Genomic DNA, 21,380 nt, shown 5'->3' on the forward strand with positions numbered 1-21,380 from the left:
CCGCCGGAGCGCGGTCGCCCGGCCCGCACGCGACCCGGGTCCCGCGTGTCGTGGCGCGGTCGCGCATCGGTGCCGTCTGCGGCCCCACCCACCACCCCCCGCCCTTCCGGGCGGCCCCCTCCCCGCGATGGTCACCGCCCGCGCGCCCGCGCCGGCCGAACCCACGGGCATGCGCCGCTAGATCAAGACGGCGGCGCTCCACGCCACCGCACGTCACGGAACGACCGGCCGCCCTCGTCACGGCACCGGACTGACCACGGCCTTGGCGGCCGATCCCACGCCGTGCCCGATCCCGCGCCACGCCCGATCCCGCGCCGTGCCCGATCCCGCGCCGCGCGCCGCGCCCGATCTGGCCGCCGTTCTGGCTGGGACCACAAGGGGCAGGCCCAGGCACTGGCCACCTGCCTGAGCTGGACGGCGGAGACTCAGGATGGATCGAGGGATCAGAAGAGGTCGATGCCGATGTACGTGCAGGCCCCAGGCGCGATCGGCGGTCACGTCGTCGGCATGACGACTGAAGGGCAGTCCCGCCTTGACGATCCGGGCCCCCTCGGCGCGGGCCTCACTCATCTTCCCTCCGAGTGGCAGGCCGCGCATGGCGTTGCTGAGCCTCGACGAGCGCCGAACCGTCGATGACGATCACGACTCGCGGATCTTCCGGATCTCGGTCACGATGTCGTCGTGGCCAGCCCCGCCGCCGAGCGAGCGGAGCGCCTCAAGCCGCTCTCCGATCGTGTCTGGGGGCGGGAGTGGCGGCGACCTCGGTGAGGATGCCGGCCACATACGCGGACGGCGACATGCGCTTGCGTGCAGCCCGCGCCTTCAGCTCGGCGACCACTTCCGCGTCCAGCCCTCTGACCTGCAAGGTGGCGTGAGATGCGCACACCGCTACCGCCGCGGCTCCTGGGGGTTCTCGGGGTGTTCACCTGGTGTTTCGGGGGTGGTCGGGTGAGGGGGGTACGGTCCCGGGTTCGTGGATACGGAGTCTCGGGCGGGCGGGCCGCGTACGTTCCGGGCCGGGGAGTCCGTCGCGGAGCCGGCTCCCGGGGCCGTCGCCCCGAGCGGGAAGGTTCGCGATCCGTTCTTCGACAACGCCAAGTTCCTGGCGATCATTCTGGTGGTGTCGGGCCACCTGATCGAGGACCTGCGCGACGTGGCGGCCGCGCACGCGGTCTACTTCTACGTCTACCTGTTCCACATGCCGCTGTTCATCGTGCTCAGCGGCTATCTGTCGCGGAACTTCACCTTCTCCTCGGGTAAGGCCCGCAAGCTGATCAGCGCGCTCGCCGTCCCGTACGTGCTGTTCGAGATCGCCTACAACATCCCCAGGATCCTGCTGTACGGCACCTGGAGCATCAGCCTGCTCGACCCGTACTACCTGACCTGGTTCCTGATGTCGCTGTTCCTGTGGCGGCTCTCGACGCCGGTGTGGCAGCAGCTCCGGTGGCCGTTGCTGATCGCCGTCGGGCTGTCGGTGCTGTCGGGGATGAGCAACCTGCCGGACGAGCTGTCGATGAACCGCACCCTCGGCCTGCTGCCGTTCTACGTGCTCGGGCTGATGCTGCGGCCGGAGCACTTCGAGTTCCTGCGCCGCCGTCCGGTGCGGATCGCCGGGGCGGCGGTGCTCGCGGGCGGGCTGGCGGTGGCGTTCGCCGTGCACGCCGAGATTTCCACCGAGTGGATCCGCTGGCGGCACGCCAACTCCGTGATCGGTGTGGACGACCTCACCGGCTCGGCGATCCGGCTCGGGCTGCTGGCGGCGGGGGCGCTCCTCGTGGCCGCGTTCCTCGCCGTCACGCCCAGCCGGACGACCTGGTACTCCGGGCTCGGCGCCGCCACCATGTACGCGTACCTGCTGCACGGCTTCGTCGTGAAGGTCTTCGAGAGGTTCTACGGCGACTGGGCCGAGACCCTGCCCGGCGTGACCGCCGTGGCCCTGTCGGGCATCGGCATCGCCGCCGTCCTGTGCTCCCCGCCCGTACGCCGGGTGACCCGCTGGGCGGTCGAGCCCGAGCTTCAGTGGGCCTTCACCCGTATCCGGCGTCCCGCACGGTGACGCGCGTACGCCTACTGTGCGACTTATAGTGCTTGCATGACTTCGTACAGTAAGGGGGCTCCTGTGGCGGACGAACTGGCGGGACTGGCGGGGCTGCTGTACGAGCTGGGGCTCCTCAAGCGGTATCGGCGCACCGGGTGGCTCGTGGCCGGGGTGCGCGACCCCGAGAGCATCGCCGACCACTCCTTCCGCGCCGCCGTGATCGCCAGCGTGATCGCGGTCCTGGAGGGCGCCGACCCCGAGCGGGCGGCGTTCATGAGCCTGTTCCACGACACTCAGGAGACCCGCACCACCGACGTGCCCCACCTGGCCAAGCGCTACCTGACCACCACGCCCAACGAGCGCGTGACCGAGGACCAGGTGCGCGGCCTGCCCGAGCCGGTGGCCGCGATGCTGCGCGGCGCGGTCGGCGAGTACGAGGAGAAGACCACCCCCGAGGCCGTCTGCGCCCGCGACGCCGACAAGCTGGAGTGCCTCATCCAGGCCGTGGAGTACCGCGAGCAGGGCCACCAGAACGTCCAGCCGTGGATCGACACCTCCCTGGCCGCGCTGCAGACCCCCTCGGCCAAGCGCCTGGCCGACGAAGCCCTGCGCACCGGCTCCCTGACCTGGCTTCCCCGCGCCCTCAACGGCGGACACGCGGCGCACTGAGCGCCCGCGCCCGGCTGGGCGTCCGCTGAGCGTCAGCGGGTGAGCGCGTCCACGGCGCGGTAGGCGGCGGTTATGGCGGCGTCCACCGAGGGCGACGGCACGGCGTCGGCGTTGGCCATGGCGATCCGGCCGAAGGGGCGGCGGGCCGTTTCGGCCGGGGTGGGGGAGTCGGGGTGGAAGGGGTGCCACGGGCGGGTGTAGTCGGGGGCGTAGCCGTGGCCCCAGCGGTTGACGACGATGGCCTCGATGTCGCGGGCCGGGTCGAAGCCGGCCGGGGCGAGCAGCCGGGCGAGCTGCTCGCGCAGGGAGTATTCGAGATAGTCGTACGGCGTGCGGATCAGCTCCCGGCGTCCGGCGGCGGCGCCCTCGGCGGGCGGCAGGCCGGCGACGGTGGGCACCCGGGTCAGGTGGATGACGGCCGGGTCGCGGGGGTCCGCCGGCGGCCGGTACGCCCCGGCGGCGACCGGCGTGGCCAGCTCGGCCTGCTGCCAGTACGCCCCCGTGAACCGCACCCGTGAGATCCCCCGCTCCAACCAGGCGGTCCAGTCGCGCACCTGCACGCTCGCCGAGATCACCGGCAGCTTGACCGCCTGGCGCATGGCGGCGCGCTGGTCGGCGGGCAGCCCGGAGATCAGGTACGGGATCACCATGTGCCAGCAGGCCATGATGGCCGCCGCCGCCCTGACGGTGCGCACGCGGTGGCCGTCGAAGTAGCCGACCGTTACCGTGCCGCCCGAGTCGTTGCCGGCCATGACGACCGGGCTGGACAGCCGGATGCGCACCGGGTTGGCCGGGCGGTCCAGCGCCTCGTAGTTGTACTCCGTCGCGTCGTCGGCGCAGGCGAAGCCGGGGACCATCCGCGAGACCATCAGGGCGACCAGGGCCTGCGCGCCGCCGGGGGCGTGGACGGTCAGGGGCTCCTCCCAGCGGGCCCTGGCCAGCGAGGAGAGGTAGCGCGACGGCTTGCCCCGGTCCAGGCCCAGGCCGTCGAAGCCGGGGTAGCCCATCGCCCAGGCGTCCAGCGCGCCGAGCGCGTCGGCGCCGTAGCCGAACTCGGCGCTGGGCATGGTCCGCACGAAGCGGAGCACGTCGGGGTGGACGCCGCACACGTCGCGCAGGAAGCCCGCGTACGTCATGCCGGCCAGCCGCTCCTCCTTCTCCGGCTCGGACAGGCCGGGCAGCCAGTCGGGCGGGCCGGCGTACAGGCGGACGATCTCGCGCCGCGCCCGCTCGGCCACCGGCAGCTCGGCCGCCCACAGGCCCACGGCCCGCTCGGGCGACAGGACGACCAGGTGCTCGCGGCCGAAGCTCTCCCGGTCGCAGTAGACCCCGTCGTGCATGCCGAGGCCGGGGTAGAGGCCGAAGTCGGGCTCGCCGGAGCGGATGCCGAGGTCGCGCAGCAGGTCGCGGCCCTCCGGGCCGTACACGGAGAAGGCGCCGCCCTCGCGGGAGCCGCCGGGGGCGATGAGCGGACCGGCGCGGCCCTGCGGCCGGAACGTGTTGCGCCGCGCCTGCCCGCCGATCTCGTCGTGGTTGTCCAGGATGAGCACCCGCGCGGCCGGGTCGCGGCGCAGCCACCGGTACGCCGACGTCAGCCCGCTGATCCCGGCCCCGACGACCACCAGGTCGTACTCCTCGCCGGTGGGCTCGGGGGTGCCGGCGTACGGCCAGAAGCGCCCGTCGCGCAGCGCGTGCGGCACCGCGACGGCGTCCGGCGTACTGCCGCGCACCTCCAGGGCCGGAGGCGGCGCGTGCCGTTCCGGGACCGCCCGCGGCCTGCCGGAGCCGGACTCGGGGGCGAAGCCGGGCAGCCCGAAGGTGGTCGCGGCGGTGGCCGTGGCCACGCCGTCGAGGAAGTCCCTCCGCGTGATCGGGCGGCTCATGCCGAGTTCCCGCGACAGATCGGTCATGACGCCGATCATGGTCATCTCGGCGAATCACCCCAGGTCCCCGCGCGGCGGGCACAGGAACATTTTGCGCACCCTATTACGGCGCTATTCGCAGACCGCCTCGCTGTGCGAGGCTTGGATCAGGTGGAGTGCGAACGGCTTGCGCCTTTACGGGGAGACACGGGGAGACGCGCGTGGTCGGTAAGCAGGGCAGGGTCACCGGCCGGATAGGCCCCGGCCTGGTCGGGGAAGTGATGGTGCCTGTACGCGGGGGCGTGGAGGCGTTCTACGCACATCCCAGCATTCCGGACGAGGAGATCTCCGTCGGGTCGATCGTGGTCGTGGTCGAGTACTTCCCGCCCCGCACGGTGTACGTCGCACGCGCCGTCGTCTGACCCACTCTCCCGACCTGTGGAGGCTCCGCATGCCAACGGAGTTCATCGTCATCGGGGGCGTCGTTCTGGTCGCCCTCTTCGTCCTGATTCTGGTGTTCAAGGCCGTGTGGCGCGTCGCCGAGCCCAACGAGGCGCTGATCATCTCCGGCCTGGGCGCGCGCGGGCGCTCCGACGTCGCCGACTCCCTGGGCTTCAAGATCGTGACAGGCAAGGGCACGGCGGTGGTGCCCGGCTTCCAGACCGCGCGCCGGCTGCGCCTGGACAGCCGCGCGGCCAACCTCCAGGTGTCCTGCGTGACGCAGCAGGGCATCCCGGTGCACGTGCGCGGCGTCGTGATCTACAAGGTGGGCGACGACTTCCACTCGATCGCCAACGCCGCCCGGCGCTTCCTGGAACAGCAGGACTCCATGAACGGCGCGATCCACGAGCTGTTCACCGGCCACCTGCGCTCGATCATCGGCAACCTGACCGTCGAGGATCTGATCCTGAACCGCGAGCGGCTGACCAGCGAGACCCGCAGCAGCGCGGCCGACGAGATGAGCAAGCTGGGCCTGGTGGTCGACTCGCTGCAGATCCAGGAGATCGACGACGAGACCGGATACATCATCAACCTGGGCAAGCCGCACGCGGCGCGGGTCGCGGCGGCGGCGCGCATCGCCGAGGCCCAGCGCGACCAGGAGGCGACCGAGGCCGAGCAGGCCGCGGCGGCGCGCAAGGCGGCGGCCGTACGCGACGCGCAGATCCAGCAGGCGGGCTACCAGGCCGAGGTGGACCAGGCGGCGGCCAAGGCGCGCCAGGCCGGGCCGCTGTCGGAGGCCACGGCCCGGCAGGAGGTCGTGGTGCAGGAGACCCGGGCGGCCGAGCTGGAGGCCGAGCTCGCCGAGCAGCGGCTCCAGGCGGAGGTGCGCAAGCCCGCCGACGCCCGCGCGTACGAGACGGTGAAGATCTCCCAGGCCGAGCGCGACGCCCGCATCGCGCACGCCGAGGCCGAGGCGCAGGCCGCCAAGACGGTCGGCCTGGCCCAGGCCGAGGCCGCCAAGGCGCGGGGCCTCGCCGACGCCGAGGCGGCTCGGGCGAAGGGTCTGGCGGAGGCCGACGCGATCCGGGCGCGGGCCCAGGCGCTGGCGGAGAACCAGGAGGCCGTCATCGCCCAGCAGCTCGCGGAGAACTGGCCCTTCATCGTGGAGTCGGCGGCCAAGGCGTTCCACAGCGTGGACCACATGGTGGTGCTGAACGGCGCCCAGGGCATGGAGGAGATGCTGGCCAAGGCGCTCACGCTCGGCGGCACCGGCCTCGGCCTGGCCCGCACCCTGCTCGCGGGCGCCACCCCGGCCCCGGCTCCGGCCGCGGCCGCCGGGAGCCCCAACGGCGCCGAGGCCAAGGAGCGGCCGGTGGAGTAACCGGCGGCGCCTGTGCCGAGGGTGGCGCTCATGGCACGGCGCTCGTGCCGGGGGCGGTGGGTCACGCGCCGCCCCCGGCGTCGGGTCAACCCCGGACGGGGCTGATCCGACGCGGTCTCAGTCGAAGTCGTAGTACTCGGCGCGGCAGCTGCCGTCGCTGCCCTTGGGCGCGGTGTCCTTGGCGACGATCCGGCCGTCCACCGTGATGGTGCAGGTGATGGGCGAGAGCGACTTGCCCTCGTCGTCGGTCTCGGCCTGCGCGATGACCGCGAGGTCGTCCGCCTCCGTCACGTCCTGCACGGTGGAGTGGAACGGCGCCGGCACGTCCTCCTCCAGGCTCTCCTGGTAGTCCACCCGGGTCTCGACGCTGGTCAGGGTGGCGTCATCGCCTCCGACGACCGAGAGCTCCACGGTGTGGGTCCGGGTGTACTCGTACTCCTCATCGGGGTCGGAGCCGGCCGCGGAGAAGATCAGCCCCAACAGCACGAGCGTGCCCAGGATCGAGGCGAGCAGGACCGCGGTGATCCGCCCGCCCACCGGGCCGACGGTGCCCCGCTTGCGGTCGTTGGACGCCATGACGGCCAGGACCGCGGCCGGGGCCCAGGCCAGGCCGCAGGTGAAGAAGCCCAGGCCGAAGCACACCCAGGCGGCGCTCTGCAGCTTCTCCGCCGAAGAGGACGGCCGCGGCGGGGCGTAGTGCGCGAGCGGAGGGGGCGGCGGTGCGTAGCGCGGTGGTGGGAAGGCGTGGGTCGCGTAGGGCCCCGGGGGCGGCGCGTACGCCGTCGGCGGCGGCGGAGGCGCGGGAGGCATGAACGCGGCGGCCGGAGGCGGGGGTGCGGCCGGCTCCAGCGGCATGCCCGGGATCGGCGGCAGGTCCCGCATCAGGTCGTACAGGTCGCCCCAGGTCACCGCCGCCTGCGCCGCGCCCACCCGCGTCGGCAGTTCCTGCGAGTTCAGCCGCCCCAGTGCGTAATGCTCGCGGAGGATCGCACAGGCGCGCTCTCGCTCGGCATCGGAGACCCGGATATGCGGCTGCACGCCCACCTCCACGCAGGTCGATCACGGTACCAACAAGCTATCCCAGAAGCGGCGAACACCGGGCAGGTTTCCCTAATCGCCCAGAAGGAGTCAGGAGGGGTGTCGAGGCCGCGTTCGTCCGGGAGCCCGAGCCACCGGGTGCGGCGCTTTTCAGATCATGACGTGGGCGTCCGGGCGTCCGACGAAGGAGAACTGGGCGTTGCGGGCCAGTTTGATGTCGTCGGCCTGCCAGGTGTGCATGCTGGTGTCGCCGCTGCGCCAGTAGACGAAGTTGAACCGGTCGGCGGAGTAGATCTTGACGCCGTCCTCCTTGAGGCGGCGGACCAGGCGGGTGTCCTCGCCGCGGGTGACGTCCTCGAACGGGTAGGCGCGGAACATCTCGGCCTTGCCCAGGAACGAGCCGCCCTGGACCAGGTGGGCGTAGCGGTGCTCCAGGCCGGGGAGGCGGAGCATCGTGGTGTTGGTGCCCTCGAAGTAGGTGTAGTGGGCGCCCTTGCCGACCAGCTCGGCCTCGGAGTAGTCGAAGGCGCGGGCCAGGTCCGACAGGTAGTGCTCGCCGTACAGGTTGTCGTCGTCCATCTTGGCGATCAGCTCGCCCTCCGCGGCGGCGATGCCGAGGTTGAGGCAGGCGCCCAGCGACAGCGACTTGTCGGCGGGGAGCACCACCACATCGGTGATCCCGGCCATGCGGGCCTTGTCGGCGACCACGATCGGGTCGATGTCCAGGCCGTGCAGCACCATGACGAGCTGGAGCGGGCGGTGGAGCTGGCGGGCCACCGAGGAGATCGCGTGCTCGATCTGGGCGGAGCGGTTGGTGGGCAGCACCACCGAGATCGGGCGGGAGTGCGGCTCCACGCGGTGGCCGAGGACCTGGAGGATCTGGTCCACGCGGTGGGTGAACAGGTGCTTGTCGAAGACCTCGCGCATGGCCAGGTGGCCCTGCCGGGCGCGCAGCTCCGGGCTGTTGATCAGGTGCAGCACCAGGTTGTACGCCTCGACCGGCTCGCGCGCGATCGGGATCAGGTCGCCGAAGGTCTCCTCGATGGCCCGCGACCAGCCGGAGACGACCGAGGTCGAGCAGGCCGACAGCTCGAACACCCGGCGCGCGCACATCGTGGGCGAGTCGAGCACCGAGTTCACGTTCAGGAAGACCTTGTACAGCTTGTACGCCGCGAGCATCTGCTCGTACGGCAGCTCGCCCACGATGTGCGGCCGGTACTCCTCCGGCCAGGCGTACTTCTCGTCCACCTCGCCGTTGCGCGCGAAGATGTGCAGGCCCAGCTCGCGCACCGGGGCGAGCACGGTCTCCATCTGCTCGCGGCGCTCGGGGTGCTTGTCGCGGAAGTACATGCCCGCGAACACCACGTCGTGCAGCCGGCCCTCGCGCGACTGGATCGGGTTGTGCACCCTCGGCTGGGCGGCGAACTGCAGCACGTCGATCCGGTCGTGGCCGAGCTCCTGGCGGTAGCGCGGCACCATGTCGCCGTCGCAGGTGAAGACGTAGTCGAACAGCTTGGCCGTCTCGATGAAGAACTCGAAATTGGGCGGGTCCTCCTTGTTCCAGAAGACCGTGGGGATGCCCTCCTGGTTGAACCAGGCCACCAGGTCGCGCAGCTCCTGCTTGGGCGCGTTGGTGCCGGTCATCTGGTAGCGCCAGCGGCCCTGGTTGCCGTGCCAGGCCGACTCGCAGAACAGCAGGTCGGGACGCTTCTCGGCGAAGATCTCCGGCCAGTTCTTCTGCCCGAACTCGATCTGGTCCCACTCGTAGCGGAAGGCCATGCGGGAGAAGTCGTCCAGGATCACCGCGACCTTCAGATCGGGGCGGACGATCGGCCCGTCGGGCCACTTCACCGTGGGCACGGTCACTTCCGGCCCGCGCTTGCCGACCCGCTCGATGACCTCGGAGACCGGGGGGGGCGGCTCGGGCGCCTTGTCGCGGGAGCGCACCGCCTTGACCAGCCCGCCCGGGTTCTTCGCGGTCAGGGCCTCCCCGACCTTGTAGGCCCGCTTGGCCTGCATCGCGTCCAGCTTCCAGGCCGCGTACGCCGCCTTGGCCTCGGCGATCTCCAGCCTGCGCCGCAGCTCCCGGATCTCGGCCTCGTGCCGCTCGACGACCTTGCGCTCCTCCGGCAGCCAGTTCACGGGGCCGAGCCGGGTGAAGGACGGCTCCTGCGGGGTTTCGGCCATGGTGGGACGCCCTCAATTCGCGCACGGGGTCTCGGGGTCTGTCATCGTACGGCGCTGGCCGTACCGAAAGAGGGTGTTTTAACCCATTTGCTGGGGCACACCCTGCGCGGCCGGGGAGAGGTTGTCGCCCTTGAGCCAGGACGCGATCACGCGCGCGATGCGCGGGCCGGCCGCGCCGTCCCACAGCGGCGGCAGCTCGCCGCTCGGCGTCGCCGCGCCGTCGGCCAGCGCCTTCTCGGCGGCGGCGGGGAGCAGGGCCGGGGTGACCAGGCGGTTGGTGCCGTGGGTGATGGTGATCGGGCGCTCGGTGTTGGGCCGCACGGTCAGGCACGGCACGCCCAGCATCGTGGTCTCCTCCTGCACGCCGCCGGAGTCGGTGACCACCAGCTTCGCGCCGCGGACCAGCGACAGGAAGTCCACGTAGCCGAGCGGGTCGATGATCGTCATGGTCTCGCCGCTGACCAGCCCGGCCTCGGCGAGGCGGGTGCGCCCGCGCGGGTGCAGCGGCACCACGACCGGGATCTGCCGGCTCACCGCGAGCACCGCGTCCACCAGCTCGCGGGCCGACTCGGGGTCGTCCACGTTGGCCGGGCGGTGCAGGGTGGCGACGGCGTACGCCTCGGGCAGGCCGAGCCGCGCCCGCACCGGCTCGGGGTCGAGCTTCGGCAGCGCGGAGAACAGGCTGTCGATCATCGGGTTGCCCACGAGGTGCACCTTGGCCGGATCGACGCCCTCGTTGGCGAGGTGCGACAGCGCGTCGGGCGAGGTCGCGAACAGCACGTCGGCCAGCGCGTCGGTGACGACCCGGTTGACCTCCTCGGGCATGCCCCGGTCGAAGGAGCGCAGCCCCGCCTCGACGTGCGCCGTCGGCACGCCGAGCTTGGCGCAGACGAGGATGGCGGCCAGCGTGGAGTTGACGTCGCCGTACACCACGACCAGGTCCGGGCTCTCCTTCAGCACGACCTCTTCCAGGCCCACGAGCAGCGCCGCCGTCTGCTTGGCGTGGCTGCCGGACCCGACCCCCAGGTTGGCGATCGGCTCGGGCAGGCCGAGGTCGGCGAAGAACACATCGGACATCAGCGCGTCGTAGTGCTGGCCGGTGTGGACGATGCCCTGCCGGACCCCCAGGTCGGCCAGGCCGCGCACAACGGGTGCCGCCTTCACGAAGTTCGGCCGAGCGCCGAGCACGTGCAGGACGAGGGGGTTGTCGCGCATGACCTCGCCTTTCATATGAGGGTGGGGCAAACGTTGCCTATGGTACGGTCACCGCGTGGTATCTGACGCCAGTCGGCCAGACTCCTCGAAGGTTTCCGCCAACACGGCTCGCGCCGGTTTGCGCCGGTTCCTCAAGGGATTCGCGCAGCACCCCGTCATCGTTTCGCGGATCGTCGCGAGCCGCGTCAAGTCGGACCCCGTACGCGTCGCCCAGGCCGCCGCCGACACGCTGCCGCCCCGGCTGCGCCCCGTCGTGGGCAGCGTCGCCTGGCCCGCCGCCCGGCGGATCAAGTACATCGCCCGCAAGCTGGGCATGCGCATGGCGCGCGGCCCGTGGAACGAGGCGAAGGCCCACTTCGACGCCGGACGGCTGACCGAGGCCGTCGCGGTGCTGGAAGCGCACACCAAGTACCCGTTCATCAAGCGCCGGGCCGCCTACTACGCGGGCGAGCTGGCCGCGATCAAGCCCGACCCGATCCCGCCCCGGGACAAGGTCATCATGGGCGAACGGGTCGAGGGCCGCATCCTGCACTGCGTCACCAACGCGCTGCCGTACACGCAGGCCGGGTACACCGTGCGCACGCACCGGATCGTCACCGCCCAGAAGGCCGCGGGGCTCGACCCGCACGTGGTGACGAGCTGGGGCTGGCCCATGATCCAGGGCCACACCGACGCCGAGCCGTACGAGGAGATCGACGGCATCCCCTACCACCGCCTGCTGCCGCACGGCGAGGTGCCGACCGAGATGCGCGGGCGCATGATCCGCGGCGCGGCCGAGGTCACCGAGCTGGTGCGCAAGCTGCGCCCGCAGGTGGTGCACGCCGCGACCGACCACCGCAACGGGTCGGTGGCGCTGGCCGTGCGCGACCGCACCGGCACGCCGTTCGTGTACGAGGTGCGCGGCTTCCTGGAGGAGACCTGGGCCTCGCGCAACCCGGTGCGGGTCGGCAGCGAGCGGCACGTGCTGCAACGCGAGCGCGAGGCGTTCCTGATGCGCTCGGCCGACGCGGTGGTCACGCTGGCCGAGACCATGGCCGCGGAGATCGTCGAGCGCGGGGTGCCGCGCGAGCGCATCTACCTGGCCCCGAACGCGGTGGACGACTCGCTGCTCACCGCCGACTACGACGGCGCGTCCTTCCGCGCCGCGCACGGCATCGCCCCCGACGAGGTGGTGGTCGGGTCGGTGTCCAGCATCGTCGCCTACGAGGGGTTCGCGACGCTGCTGAACGCCGCCGCGCTGCTGCGCGACCAGGGCACGCCCGTACGCGTGCTGCTGGTCGGCGACGGCGCCGAGCGTCCGGCGCTGCTGGAGCAGGTCGAGGAACTGGGGCTGCGCGATGCGATCCTGCCCGGACGCGTCGGGCCGGACGAGGCGTTGCAGGCCCAGGCCGCGATCGACATCTTCGTCTGCCCGCGCGAGGACCTGCGGGTCTGCCGGCTGGTGACCCCGCTGAAGCCGGTCGAGGCGATGGCCCTGGGCAAGCCGGTCGTGCTCAGCGACCTGCCCGCCCTGTCGGAGCTGGTCGGCTCCGACGGCGCCGGGATGCTGGTGCCGCCGGGCGACCCCGCAGCGCTGGCCAAGGCCCTGGCCGGGCTGCGCGACGACCCCGCGCGCCGGGCCGAGATGGGCGAGGCCGGCCGGGCGGAGGTGGCCGCGAAGCGCACCTGGAGCCGCGTTGCCGAGACCTACCGCGACCTCTACCGAACGCTTGCGGTGCGATGACGTCTCCGTTTCCTGGCAGATGGGATGCGTTCATTCGCATTAGGCGTGCCTCGTGCCGAACTGAGATAGCCTTTGCGACCATGAGTTGTTGTTCCCGGCTCCCCAAGGGTGAGAAGTGAACGAGTTCGATCTCGCCGTCATCGGCCTTGGGTACGTCGGTCTGCCGCTGGCGAAGGAAGCCACGGCGGCGGGGCTGCGGGTGGTCGGATACGACGTCGATCCGGTCAAGGTGGACGCGCTCAACTCGGGCCGGTCCTACGTCGACGACCTCACCGACGCCGATCTCGACCGCATGCTGGAGAGCGGTTTCACCGCCACGCTCGACGAGTCGGTGCTCGCCCGGAGCAACACCATCGTCATCTGCGTGCCGACCCCGCTGGATGAGGACCACCGCCCCGACCTGTCCGCGGTCGAGGGCGCCACGAAGGCCGTCGCCCGCCACCTGACCGCGGGCACGCTGGTGGTGCTGGAGTCCACCACGTGGCCCGGCACGACCGACGAGGTGGCCCGCCCGCTGCTGGAGTCCTCCGGGCTCGTCGCGGGGCGCGACTTCCACCTCGCCTTCTCGCCCGAGCGCATCGACCCCGGCAACCCGAAGTTCGGCCTGCGCAACACCCCGAAGGTCGTCGGCGGCTACACCGAGGCGTGCCGCGACCGGGCCTGCGCCTTCTACGCCCGGTTCGTGGAGCAGGTGGTGCCGGTCAGCGGCACCCGCGAGGCCGAGATGGCCAAGCTCCTGGAGAACACCTACCGCCACGTCAACATCGCGCTCGTCAACGAGATGGCGATCTTCTGCGACGAGCTGGGCATCAACCTGTGGGAGTCGATCGAGGCCGCGGCGACCAAGCCGTTCGGCTTCCAGAAGTTCCTGCCGGGGCCGGGCGTCGGCGGGCACTGCATCCCGGTCGATCCCAGCTACCTGTCCTACACCGTCCGCAAGCTCGGCTACCCGTTCCGGTTCGTGGAGCTGGCGCAGGAGATCAACGAGCGCATGCCGGCGTACGTGGTGAACCGCGTGCAGCGACTGCTGAACCGGCATAAGAAAGCCGTTAATGGCTCCAAAGTGCTTCTTCTCGGCGTAACCTACAAACCCGACATCGCTGACGAGCGTGAGACTCCGGCGGTCCCGGTCGCGCGCGCCCTGCTCGAACTGGGAGCCGAGCTCGCCTTCGTCGACCCTTACGTCAAGGAGTGGCACGTGGACGGCATGGGTGTGCCGCGCGAGGAAGACCTCGCCGAGGCGGTCGCCCAGGCGGACGTGTCCCTTCTGCTCCAGCAACACGCCGCCTTCGACCTGGAAGTCGTCGAGCGGCGTGCCCGGCTCGTGCTCGACACCCGCGGCGTGCTCGCCGAGGGCGAACGCGTCGAGCGGCTGTAGGGGGTTCGGCGCGTGCACGTGCTGGTCATGACGGTGGTGCATCACCCCGAGGACGCCCGGATCCTGCACCGCCAGATCCGCGCGCTCGTGGACGCCGGTCATGAGGTCACGTACGCCGCGCCCTACACCGCCCGGGGCGTCGTGCCGCGGCCCTGGGTCACCGGCGTGGACCTGCCCCGGGCCGCCGAGCGCAAGCGCATCGCCGCCGTACGCGCGGCGCGCGACCTGTTCAAGCGCATGCGCAACGACGTGGACCTCGTGCTCATCCACGACCCCGAGCTGCTGTTCGCGGTCGTCGGCGTGCGCAAGCGCCCGCCCGTGGTCTGGGACGTGCACGAGGACACCCCGGCCACGCTCTCGCTCAAGCCCTGGCTGCCGGCCTTCCTGCGCCCGCCCGTACGCGCGCTGGCCCGGCTCCTCGAAGGCGCCGCCGAGCGCCACCTCCACCTGCTGCTCGCCGAGACCGCGTACGCCGGCCGGTTCAAGCAGGCGCACCTCGTGGTGCCCAACGAGACCTGGGTGCCCGACACCGTCACCCCGCCCGGCGACGACCGCGTGGTCTACCTCGGCTGGCTGTCCGAGGCCCGCGGCGTGCGCGAGGCCATCGACGTCGCCCGGCTGCTCCAGCCGTACCGGGTGGCCGTCGAGCTGATCGGCTACGCCGACCCGCAGACCCGGCCGCTGCTGAACCAGGCGGTCACCGAAGGCGTGCTGGAGTGGCGCGACTTCATGCCCAACGACGAGGCGCTCAAGCGGCTCGACGGCGCCCTGGCCGGGCTGTCGCTGCTGCACGACGAGCCCAACTACCGGCACTCCATGCCCACCAAGATCGTGGAGTACATGGCGCACGGCATCCCGGTGATCACCACGCCGTCGCCGCGCGCGGTCGAGCTGGTCGAGCGCTACAACAGCGGCGTCGTCGTCCCCTGGGAGGACGCCAAGGCCGTCGCCCAGGCCGTGCTCACCCTCAAGGACGACGAGCGCGAGCGGCGCGCCCAGGGCATGCGCGGCTACTCGGCGGCCCGCGCCAACCACCACTGGCCCAACTCCGCCCGCAGGTTCGTCGCGCAGTTGGAGGCGTGGTCCGGAGTCAAGGACTAGACCGTTCCCACTGCGCTTACGTCAACTTGATCTCTAGGGCGGTAGGCTCCTGAAAGTGCGTCTGCTCACCGTTCTGCTGGGAGCGGCGATCATCGCCGCGGTGGCCGCCGTGGTCATCGTCCTGCCCGACCCGCCGTCCGACCAGCGCAGCGCGGCCGAGAGCTCCCCGACCGAGAACGCATCGCCCTCGGCGACCGGCAGCGCGTTCACCGACCCCTGCGGCACCTTCGACACCGGCATGCGCACCCCGTACGCGGTGACCGGATACTGGCTGCGCCCCACCAGCGACCCGTGCACCTGGCGCAAGCAGCTTGAGGCCATCCACAAGGTCGGCGGCGACACCGTGATCCGGCTCGGCACCGGCCTGCAGGCCCGCGCGATCGACGAAGAGGGCCGCATCCTCGACAGCGAGCGCCAGATCGACAGCCGCTACGCGCCCTGCGAGGAGCAGGGAGTGCCCTGCGCCCTGGCCGCCGAGCAGGACCTGCAGAAGGCCAACCCGAACAACCGCGTCACCTGGAACTACGTCTACCGCACCGACGAGCACTTCGGCCCCGACATCTTCCGCTGCCCCGGGCTGGAACGTTCGATACCGGTCGGCAAGACCGTCTACTACCGGCTCATCGCCCCCGAGGACGGCACCGACGACCCCGGCTGCGACTTCACCACCAAGGCCGGCAACTACCACGTCATCCTGATCGCGGCGGCGGCCGAGGACAGCCTGACCACGCTGCTCGGCCTGGCCGACCGGTTCCACATGAAGGTCTTCCCCGCACTGCCGCTCGCGCCCCGCGACCCCGCCCAGCCCACCCGCGCCGACCCCACCCACATCGGCACCCTGACCACCCTCACCCGGCGCATCCTCCAGGACTACGGCGTCAGGCTCGGCCGGCGTGACTCCCTCGGCGGCGTCTACCAGCCGTTCGAGCTGCAGATGCGGCAGATGACCTACACCGGCGGCGGCGAGGAGGACCACCCCACCCTCACCGTGTACGCCGAGCAGCACGAGATCGTGGAGCAGGAGCTGCCCGGCAAGCCGATCCTGGTCAGCCCGTACCTCGACGCGCGGAAGAAGGTCTCCTTCGGCGCCACGCCGCAGCAGGTCGCCCAGGGCTTCGAGGCGCTGGCCCGCACCGGCGTCGGCATCATCGCCCCCCAGGACAGCCGCGGCACCGGCAAGGTCGGCCTGTTCTGGCCCGACGAGCGCGACGACCCCGTGGACGACCGGCTCAAGCCCGTCGTCGGCGAGACCACGTACGGCACCGCCTACCACGGCTCCACCCGCGACTACTACCGGGCCATGGCCCAGGCGCGCGAGAAGATGGTCCAGCAGGGCCACCAGGTCGAGCTGTGGGCCAACGTCGAGGCGTTCGAGCCCTCCGCCACCCAGCCGTGCGGCGCCCAGGGCACCCGCGGCGCCACCGACAAGGACCGCCTCGACACCGCCGTCACCATGACCGGCCGCTACGTGTCCAAGGTCATCTCCTACATGTGGAGCGACTTCTTCACCTGCGGCGCCCCGCCCCTCGCCGACCAGATCGCCGGCGACTGGAACCGCCCCATCCCGGTGGACGGCATCCACAAGGGCCGCGGCATCCAGGACGGCCTGGAGATCCGCGGCTACAACCTCGGCGCCACCAGGATCAGCCTCTCCTGGGAGGGCCTGCCCGCGCCCCGCGTCCTCGACGTCGCCTCCGTCGGCTGGTACGACCCCGCCGCGGTGCCCGGCCTGCCCGTGGGCATACAGACCGTATGGGTGCCGGTCGACTGGGCGGAGGTGCCCCAGGACGCGTGGATCCGCGTCGAGATCACCTCCGCCGACGGACGCGCGGCGGCCGAGCCGCTGCACGTACACGCGACGTGATGCCCGGTGAACAGCAGGACCGGTGCGACGCCCCGGTGAACGCCCCGGCCATGTCAGGATCGGTGTAACGTGCCTGCCATGGTGCCGCGCATCCCGGTCAGCGTGGATCTCGTCGTCCTCACCGTGCGCGGCCAGGCGCTCAGCGCGCTCGTCTGGCGGCGCGACCACCCGCCGTACGTCGGCCGGTGGGCGCTCTCCGGTGGCTTCATCCAGCTCGACGAAGACCTCCCGGCCGCCGCCGCCCGCGTCCTGGCCGAACGCGCCGGCATGCGCGGCGCGCCCGTCCACCTGGAGCAGCTCCAGACGTACGGCTACCCCGACCGCGACCCCCGCCAGCGCGTGCTCAGCGTCGCCTACCTCGGCCTCGCCCCCGACCTGCCCGCCTCCACCGAGGCCCACATGAGCTGGCAGCCCATCTCCGCGCTCACCGAGATGGCCTTCGACCACCGCCGCATCATGCTCGACGGCATCGAACGCGCCCGCGCCAAGCTGGAGTACACCTCGCTCGGCGCCGCCTTCTGCCCGCCCGAGTTCACCGTGGCCGACCTGCGCCGCGTGTACGAGATCGTCTGGGGCCGCCCCCTCGACCCGCGCAACTTCCACCGCAAGGTCACCAAGACCGAGGGCTTCCTCGTCCCCACCGGCCACACCACCACCCGCGACGGAGGCCGCCCCGCCAAGCTCTACCGCCGCGGCCCCGCCGAACTCCTGCACCCGCCCATGCTCCGCAAAGAGTAACCAGGGCGATATCGTGTGCCCATGCCGCGTTTTCGCACGATTCTGGACACCGTTCCCGCCTACAAGCCGGGCAGGGCCGTGGTGTCCGCAGATGGCCGGTCGTACAAGCTGTCCTCCAACGAGACCCCGTACGAACCGCTCCCCTCGGTCGTCGAGGCGCTGGCGGTGGGCGCGCGCGAGGTGCACCGCTACCCCGACCCCGCGGCCGTCCGCCTGACCGAGGCCCTCGCGGCCCGCTACGACGTCCCCACGTCGCACGTCGCCCTGGGCGCGGGCTCGGTCACCGTGGCCCAGCAGCTCCTGCAGACCGTCGGCGAACCCGGCGTCGAGGTCGTCTACGCCTGGCGCTCCTTCGAGGCGTACCCGCTGCTGTCCGACCTCGCCGGGGTCACCTCCGTACGCGTCCCCCTCGTGGACGAGACCCACGACCTGGACGCCATGGCCGCCGCGATCACCGACCGCACCCGCCTGGTCTTCGTGTGCAACCCCAACAACCCCACCGGCACCGCCGTCCGCCGCGCCGAACTTGAGGCGTTCCTGGACCGCGTGCCCGAGAACGTCCTGATCGTCCTCGACGAGGCGTACCGCGAGTACGTCCGCGACGCCGACGTCCCCGACGGCCTCACCTTCTACCGCGACCGCCCCAACGTCGCCGTCCTGCGCACCTTCAGCAAGGCGTACGGCCTGGCCGGCCTCCGCGTCGGCTACCTCATCGGCCACGAACCGGTGGCCGCGGCCGTCCGCAAGGTCATGGTCCCGTTCGCGGTCAACAGCCTGGCCCAGATCGCCGCCATAGCCTCCCTGAAGGCCGAGGCGGAACTCCTGGAACGAGTGGACACCGTGGTCAAGGAGCGGACCAGAGTGAGAGAAGCCCTTCTGGCCCAGGGCTGGGAGGTCCCCCCGACCGAGGCCAACTTCGTCTGGCTGAGGCTGGGCGAGGACACGACGGCGTTCGCGGAGAGGTGCGCAGCCGACGGCGTGGCCGTACGCCCGTACCCGCCGGATGGCGCGAGGATCAGCATCGGCACCCCCGAAGCCAACGACACCTTCCTCAACGCCGCAGCGGCGTTCAAGTCCAGGTAGGCATCCCGCACAACGGCCCTCGCCCCGCTCGGCCGTTCCCCGCCGGCGTCGGGCTGACCGGGGCCGGGCGGCGATCAGTGGCCGGCCCCGGTCGCTCGTTCCGGCACCGGGTCATCGCCTGCTGAGGGCTCCCACATTCAGCAGGAAGGCGGACGTGACACCGTCACGCCGCACGGTGCCGTTCATGATCGACGCCTGGTGTTCTCCGTCGCTCGCCACCTGCCAGAAGTCGAGCGTGACGGTCTCACCGGGGCGCCGGCAGACCTGGCCGGGTGGGTCCAGCTCGGCCGTGTTCCCGCGCGCCGCCAGGGTCCATCGGCACCCGTCGGAGGTGCGGGCGGCGATCGTACGATCCGGCTGCACCACCATGTCGACGACGCCGCGCTGCTCCGATCGGCCGCTCTGCCGCCCTGTCCGGTGCACGACGATGTTGATCAGCCGCGACGGGTCCGCCGGGACGTACTCCCACCGGCCCGTGAAGCGCCGCGCCGCCTTGATCCACGGCTCCGTCCGGACTTTGGTCCGGGCCCCGTGCTGCAGCAGGAAGCGGTAATCGCCGTTCGGATGGTGGCTTATGCCGTCGATGGTCTCCCTCTCGTGCCGGCCCGAGACGGTCACCGACCAGCGGGTTATGGTGTAGCTCGAATTGATCACCCGGTTGACGCAGCGCTGGGACGGCGGATCGAGCTGGAGGTAGTCCCGTTGCGCTGTGAACCGCCAGGTGCAGCCCCGGTCGGTGCGCCCCACGACCTTACCGCCGGCCTCCTTGGTGAACACGATCCGGCCGATCTGGGGAATCCGCATCGGCGTGCCCGCCGGCGCACCCGGGATGGGGCTCTCACAACCGGGCTGCGTGTCCAGGCACCCGATCTCCGCGATGTTCCGCATGCTCTCGCGGTCCGGCTGGTCGTAGTTCCACTCGCCCAGGTATGCGTCCACCTTGCCGGGCACGGCGGCCACCGTGCCGGCCATGGCCGGGGCACCCGCCATACCGGCGATCAGCGCCGAGGCCACCGGCAACAGCCGTGCCGGCGATCGGTCCGGCTTCATCGCCGCGTCACACCCTTTCCGCGCTCAGTCGCAGCAGCTCGTCAACGGACCACTGGTCGGCCGCGTGCCTGCCGTACTTGACCGCCAGCACGATCCCGTCGGCGTCGATCAGGAAGTCGGCGGGCAGACCGAGCGCGGTGTCGCCACGCGGCGGCGCCGGAGAGCCACCGGCGCGCAGGCCCCGCGTGATCGCGGCGTAGGTCGTCGCCTTGAACGGCGCGGCCAGCGCCTTGGGGTGGAGCACCGCGCGGGGCGAGGTCTCGACGCCGAAGTCGCGGTACAGCTCCCGATCGGGGTCGGCGACGACGGCGAACGGCAGGTCGCCCTGGTGCGGGCGCATGGCCTCGGCGCTGGAGTGGAACACCGCGATCTCGGTGATCCCCGCACGAAGCAGATCGGCGTGCGAAAGGCTGATGGAGCGCAGGTGGGTGTTGCAGATGGGGCAGCCGGCGTACCGGCGGAACTGCAGGTGGGTGAGCCCGCTGACGGCGGGAAGCCGGATGCGTTGCGAGCGGATGGTGAGCAGTTCGCGCACCGGGACGGCGTCGCCGGGTTCGTAGCGTGTCATGGCCCCTGAGACCGTGGGCCGGACCGCGAAAGTGACATGACCGGCAGCGCTGTGACCTGTTTCACACTCTCCGTGCGGCTGTCACACTTCGCCATGCCGAGTCGCTCTCAGGTGACGATCGCCTAGCGTGAGGAGTATCCCCGATGGCCGACGCGACGCAGGTGTTCGCCGATCACCGAGAGCTGCTGTTCTCCATCGTCTACGGCATTCTCGCCAGCGTCGCCGACACCGAGGACGTGCTGCAGGAGACCTGGCTGTCGTGGGCGTCACGCGACCACGACACGATCGAGAACGCGCGGGCGTACCTGGTGCGCATCGCCGTCAACAAGGCCCTGACCCAGCAGTCGCTGCTGCGGCGGCGGCGCGAGACCTACGTCGGCCCCTGGCTGCCCGAACCTCTGGTCGCGGCGGACGGCGCGGCAGTTGCCGTCGAGCGCGCGGAGGCGATCTCGATGGCGCTGCTCGTGGTGCTGGAGTCGCTCACCCCGACCGAGCGCGCGGTGTTCATCCTGTACGAGGTGTTCGGCTACGGGCACCCCGAGATCGCCGCGATGCTGGGCCGTACGCACGCGTCGGTACGGCAGATCAGCCGGCGTGCCCGCGCCCACGTGCAGGCCCGCAGGCCGCTGAACGAGGTCGACCCTCAGGTGCGGCAGAAGGTGACCGAGCGGTTCGTCGCCGCCACCTTCGGCGGCGATCTCGACGGGCTGCTGGAGATGCTCGCGCCCGAGGTGACGCTGTGGACCGACGGCGGCGGCAAGGCGCCGGCGGCTGGGACGCGTCCGATCCACGGCCGGGACAAGGTGGCCAGACTGCTGATCACCCGCGGCGCGAACGCCGCCGGCCATCGCCTGTCGATCCAGTACCGATACGTCAACGGGGACCCGTCGGCCGTGGTGTTCGCCGACGATTCGCCCTTCGGCGTCATGGTCATCGACCTGACCCACGACGGAACCCGGATAGGCGACATCTACGTCATCACGAACCCCGACAAGCTCTCTCACATCCCATAGGAGAACGAGCCGAGACCGCCGTGCCCGATCA

Annotated in this window: 18 protein-coding genes; 11 read left to right on the forward strand and 7 right to left on the reverse strand. The window is 71.5% G+C overall.

The genetic code is table 11. The features are described from left to right. Positions 1–715 precede the first annotated feature (715 nt). On the reverse strand, positions 716–886 hold the full coding sequence (locus tag HNP84_RS56670) for a FitA-like ribbon-helix-helix domain-containing protein (protein WP_376771813.1): 171 nt from the start codon (positions 884–886) through the stop codon (positions 716–718). Positions 887–973: 87 nt separating this feature from the next. Between HNP84_RS56670 and HNP84_RS02855 the strand changes: the two genes are divergently transcribed. Together HNP84_RS02855 and HNP84_RS02860 are read left to right on the forward strand one after the other, a co-directional pair. Beyond that, positions 974–2,056, forward strand: coding sequence for an acyltransferase family protein (locus HNP84_RS02855; RefSeq protein WP_185047706.1), 1,083 nt, complete (start codon positions 974–976; stop codon positions 2,054–2,056). Positions 2,057–2,092: 36 nt separating this feature from the next. Beyond that, positions 2,093–2,707, forward strand: coding sequence for an HD domain-containing protein (locus HNP84_RS02860; RefSeq protein ID WP_221335745.1), 615 nt, complete (start codon positions 2,093–2,095; stop codon positions 2,705–2,707). A gap of 32 nt (positions 2,708–2,739) precedes the next feature. Here HNP84_RS02860 and HNP84_RS02865 read toward each other — a convergent pair whose 3' ends face one another. Next, the gene (locus HNP84_RS02865; protein WP_246517711.1) at positions 2,740–4,617 is read right to left on the reverse strand and encodes an FAD-dependent oxidoreductase; all 1,878 of its coding nucleotides are present in this window, start codon (positions 4,615–4,617) and stop codon (positions 2,740–2,742) included. Positions 4,618–4,790: 173 nt separating this feature from the next. On the opposite strand from HNP84_RS02865, the gene HNP84_RS02870 reads away from it, so the two are divergent. Together HNP84_RS02870 and HNP84_RS02875 are read left to right on the forward strand one after the other, a co-directional pair. Continuing rightward, a complete protein-coding gene (locus HNP84_RS02870) occupies positions 4,791–4,991 on the forward strand; it encodes an NfeD C-terminal domain-containing protein (protein WP_185047707.1) in 201 nt (66 codons plus the stop codon). A 29-nt stretch (positions 4,992–5,020) separates the two neighbouring features. Continuing rightward, the gene (locus HNP84_RS02875) at positions 5,021–6,391 is read left to right on the forward strand and encodes an SPFH domain-containing protein (protein ID WP_185047708.1); all 1,371 of its coding nucleotides are present in this window, start codon (positions 5,021–5,023) and stop codon (positions 6,389–6,391) included. Positions 6,392–6,508: 117 nt separating this feature from the next. On the opposite strand, the gene HNP84_RS02880 is transcribed toward HNP84_RS02875, so the two are convergent. The 3 genes from HNP84_RS02880 to wecB all read right to left on the reverse strand — a co-directional run bounded on the left by HNP84_RS02880 (position 6,509) and on the right by wecB (position 10,831). After that, positions 6,509–7,429, reverse strand: a complete 921-nt coding sequence (locus HNP84_RS02880) for a DUF1707 SHOCT-like domain-containing protein (protein WP_185047709.1) — start codon at positions 7,427–7,429, stop codon at positions 6,509–6,511. A 150-nt stretch (positions 7,430–7,579) separates the two neighbouring features. Next, the gene (locus HNP84_RS02885) at positions 7,580–9,616 is read right to left on the reverse strand and encodes a glycosyltransferase family protein (RefSeq protein ID WP_185047710.1); all 2,037 of its coding nucleotides are present in this window, start codon (positions 9,614–9,616) and stop codon (positions 7,580–7,582) included. A 78-nt stretch (positions 9,617–9,694) separates the two neighbouring features. Beyond that, positions 9,695–10,831 carry a non-hydrolyzing UDP-N-acetylglucosamine 2-epimerase gene (gene wecB / locus HNP84_RS02890; protein ID WP_185047711.1) on the reverse strand — a complete coding sequence of 379 codons (1,137 nt, stop codon included), beginning with the start codon at positions 10,829–10,831 and terminating at the stop codon, positions 9,695–9,697. A gap of 118 nt (positions 10,832–10,949) precedes the next feature. Between wecB and HNP84_RS02895 the strand changes: the two genes are divergently transcribed. From HNP84_RS02895 to hisC, 6 genes are all read left to right on the forward strand, one after another. Beyond that, positions 10,950–12,554 carry a glycosyltransferase gene (locus HNP84_RS02895; RefSeq protein ID WP_221335746.1) on the forward strand — a complete coding sequence of 535 codons (1,605 nt, stop codon included), beginning with the start codon at positions 10,950–10,952 and terminating at the stop codon, positions 12,552–12,554. 115 nt (positions 12,555–12,669) lie between these two features. Beyond that, positions 12,670–13,932 carry a nucleotide sugar dehydrogenase gene (locus HNP84_RS02900; protein WP_185047713.1) on the forward strand — a complete coding sequence of 421 codons (1,263 nt, stop codon included), beginning with the start codon at positions 12,670–12,672 and terminating at the stop codon, positions 13,930–13,932. A 12-nt stretch (positions 13,933–13,944) separates the two neighbouring features. Continuing rightward, positions 13,945–15,033 carry a glycosyltransferase gene (locus tag HNP84_RS02905; RefSeq protein ID WP_185047714.1) on the forward strand — a complete coding sequence of 363 codons (1,089 nt, stop codon included), beginning with the start codon at positions 13,945–13,947 and terminating at the stop codon, positions 15,031–15,033. A 55-nt stretch (positions 15,034–15,088) separates the two neighbouring features. After that, positions 15,089–16,897, forward strand: a complete 1,809-nt coding sequence (locus tag HNP84_RS02910) for a DUF4434 domain-containing protein (RefSeq protein ID WP_185047715.1) — start codon at positions 15,089–15,091, stop codon at positions 16,895–16,897. A 78-nt stretch (positions 16,898–16,975) separates the two neighbouring features. Then, positions 16,976–17,635 carry an NUDIX hydrolase gene (locus tag HNP84_RS02915; protein WP_185047716.1) on the forward strand — a complete coding sequence of 220 codons (660 nt, stop codon included), beginning with the start codon at positions 16,976–16,978 and terminating at the stop codon, positions 17,633–17,635. Between the two features lie 21 nt (positions 17,636–17,656). Then, positions 17,657–18,718 (forward strand): histidinol-phosphate transaminase, encoded by a 1,062-nt coding sequence (hisC, locus tag HNP84_RS02920; RefSeq protein WP_185047717.1) that lies wholly within the window; start codon positions 17,657–17,659, stop codon positions 18,716–18,718. A 111-nt stretch (positions 18,719–18,829) separates the two neighbouring features. Here the strand turns inward: hisC and HNP84_RS02925 are convergent, their stop codons facing one another. Continuing rightward, positions 18,830–19,768 carry a hypothetical protein gene (locus tag HNP84_RS02925; protein WP_185047718.1) on the reverse strand — a complete coding sequence of 313 codons (939 nt, stop codon included), beginning with the start codon at positions 19,766–19,768 and terminating at the stop codon, positions 18,830–18,832. A 7-nt stretch (positions 19,769–19,775) separates the two neighbouring features. Continuing rightward, positions 19,776–20,336, reverse strand: coding sequence for a peroxiredoxin-like family protein (locus tag HNP84_RS02930; RefSeq protein ID WP_185047719.1), 561 nt, complete (start codon positions 20,334–20,336; stop codon positions 19,776–19,778). A 143-nt stretch (positions 20,337–20,479) separates the two neighbouring features. Here HNP84_RS02930 and sigJ point away from each other — a divergent pair, with 143 nt between their 5' ends. After that, complete coding sequence (gene sigJ, locus HNP84_RS02935; RefSeq protein WP_185047720.1) at positions 20,480–21,349, forward strand: RNA polymerase sigma factor SigJ; 870 nt, start codon at positions 20,480–20,482, stop codon at positions 21,347–21,349. The last annotated feature ends 31 nt before the right edge of the window (positions 21,350–21,380 follow it).

The sequence above is a fragment of the Thermocatellispora tengchongensis genome, assembly GCF_014202315.1.
In the GTDB taxonomy this organism is placed as follows: Bacteria; Actinomycetota; Actinomycetes; order Streptosporangiales; family Streptosporangiaceae; genus Thermocatellispora; species Thermocatellispora tengchongensis.

What these genes read in the sequence shown, in the direction of transcription:
- HNP84_RS02860 (WP_221335745.1), top strand. Translation starts at nt 2,093, where the DNA reads ATGACTTCGTACAGTAAGGGGGCTCCTGTGGCGGACGAACTGGCGGGA.
- HNP84_RS02865 (WP_246517711.1), bottom strand. Translation starts at nt 4,617, where the DNA reads ATGACCGATCTGTCGCGGGAACTCGGCATGAGCCGCCCGATCACGCGG.
- HNP84_RS02875 (WP_185047708.1), top strand. Translation starts at nt 5,021, where the DNA reads ATGCCAACGGAGTTCATCGTCATCGGGGGCGTCGTTCTGGTCGCCCTC.
- HNP84_RS02885 (WP_185047710.1), bottom strand. Translation starts at nt 9,616, where the DNA reads ATGGCCGAAACCCCGCAGGAGCCGTCCTTCACCCGGCTCGGCCCCGTG.
- wecB (WP_185047711.1), bottom strand. Translation starts at nt 10,831, where the DNA reads ATGCGCGACAACCCCCTCGTCCTGCACGTGCTCGGCGCTCGGCCGAAC.
- HNP84_RS02915 (WP_185047716.1), top strand. Translation starts at nt 16,976, where the DNA reads ATGGTGCCGCGCATCCCGGTCAGCGTGGATCTCGTCGTCCTCACCGTG.
- hisC (WP_185047717.1), top strand. Translation starts at nt 17,657, where the DNA reads ATGCCGCGTTTTCGCACGATTCTGGACACCGTTCCCGCCTACAAGCCG.
- HNP84_RS02925 (WP_185047718.1), bottom strand. Translation starts at nt 19,768, where the DNA reads ATGAAGCCGGACCGATCGCCGGCACGGCTGTTGCCGGTGGCCTCGGCG.
- HNP84_RS02930 (WP_185047719.1), bottom strand. Translation starts at nt 20,336, where the DNA reads ATGACACGCTACGAACCCGGCGACGCCGTCCCGGTGCGCGAACTGCTC.
- sigJ (WP_185047720.1), top strand. Translation starts at nt 20,480, where the DNA reads ATGGCCGACGCGACGCAGGTGTTCGCCGATCACCGAGAGCTGCTGTTC.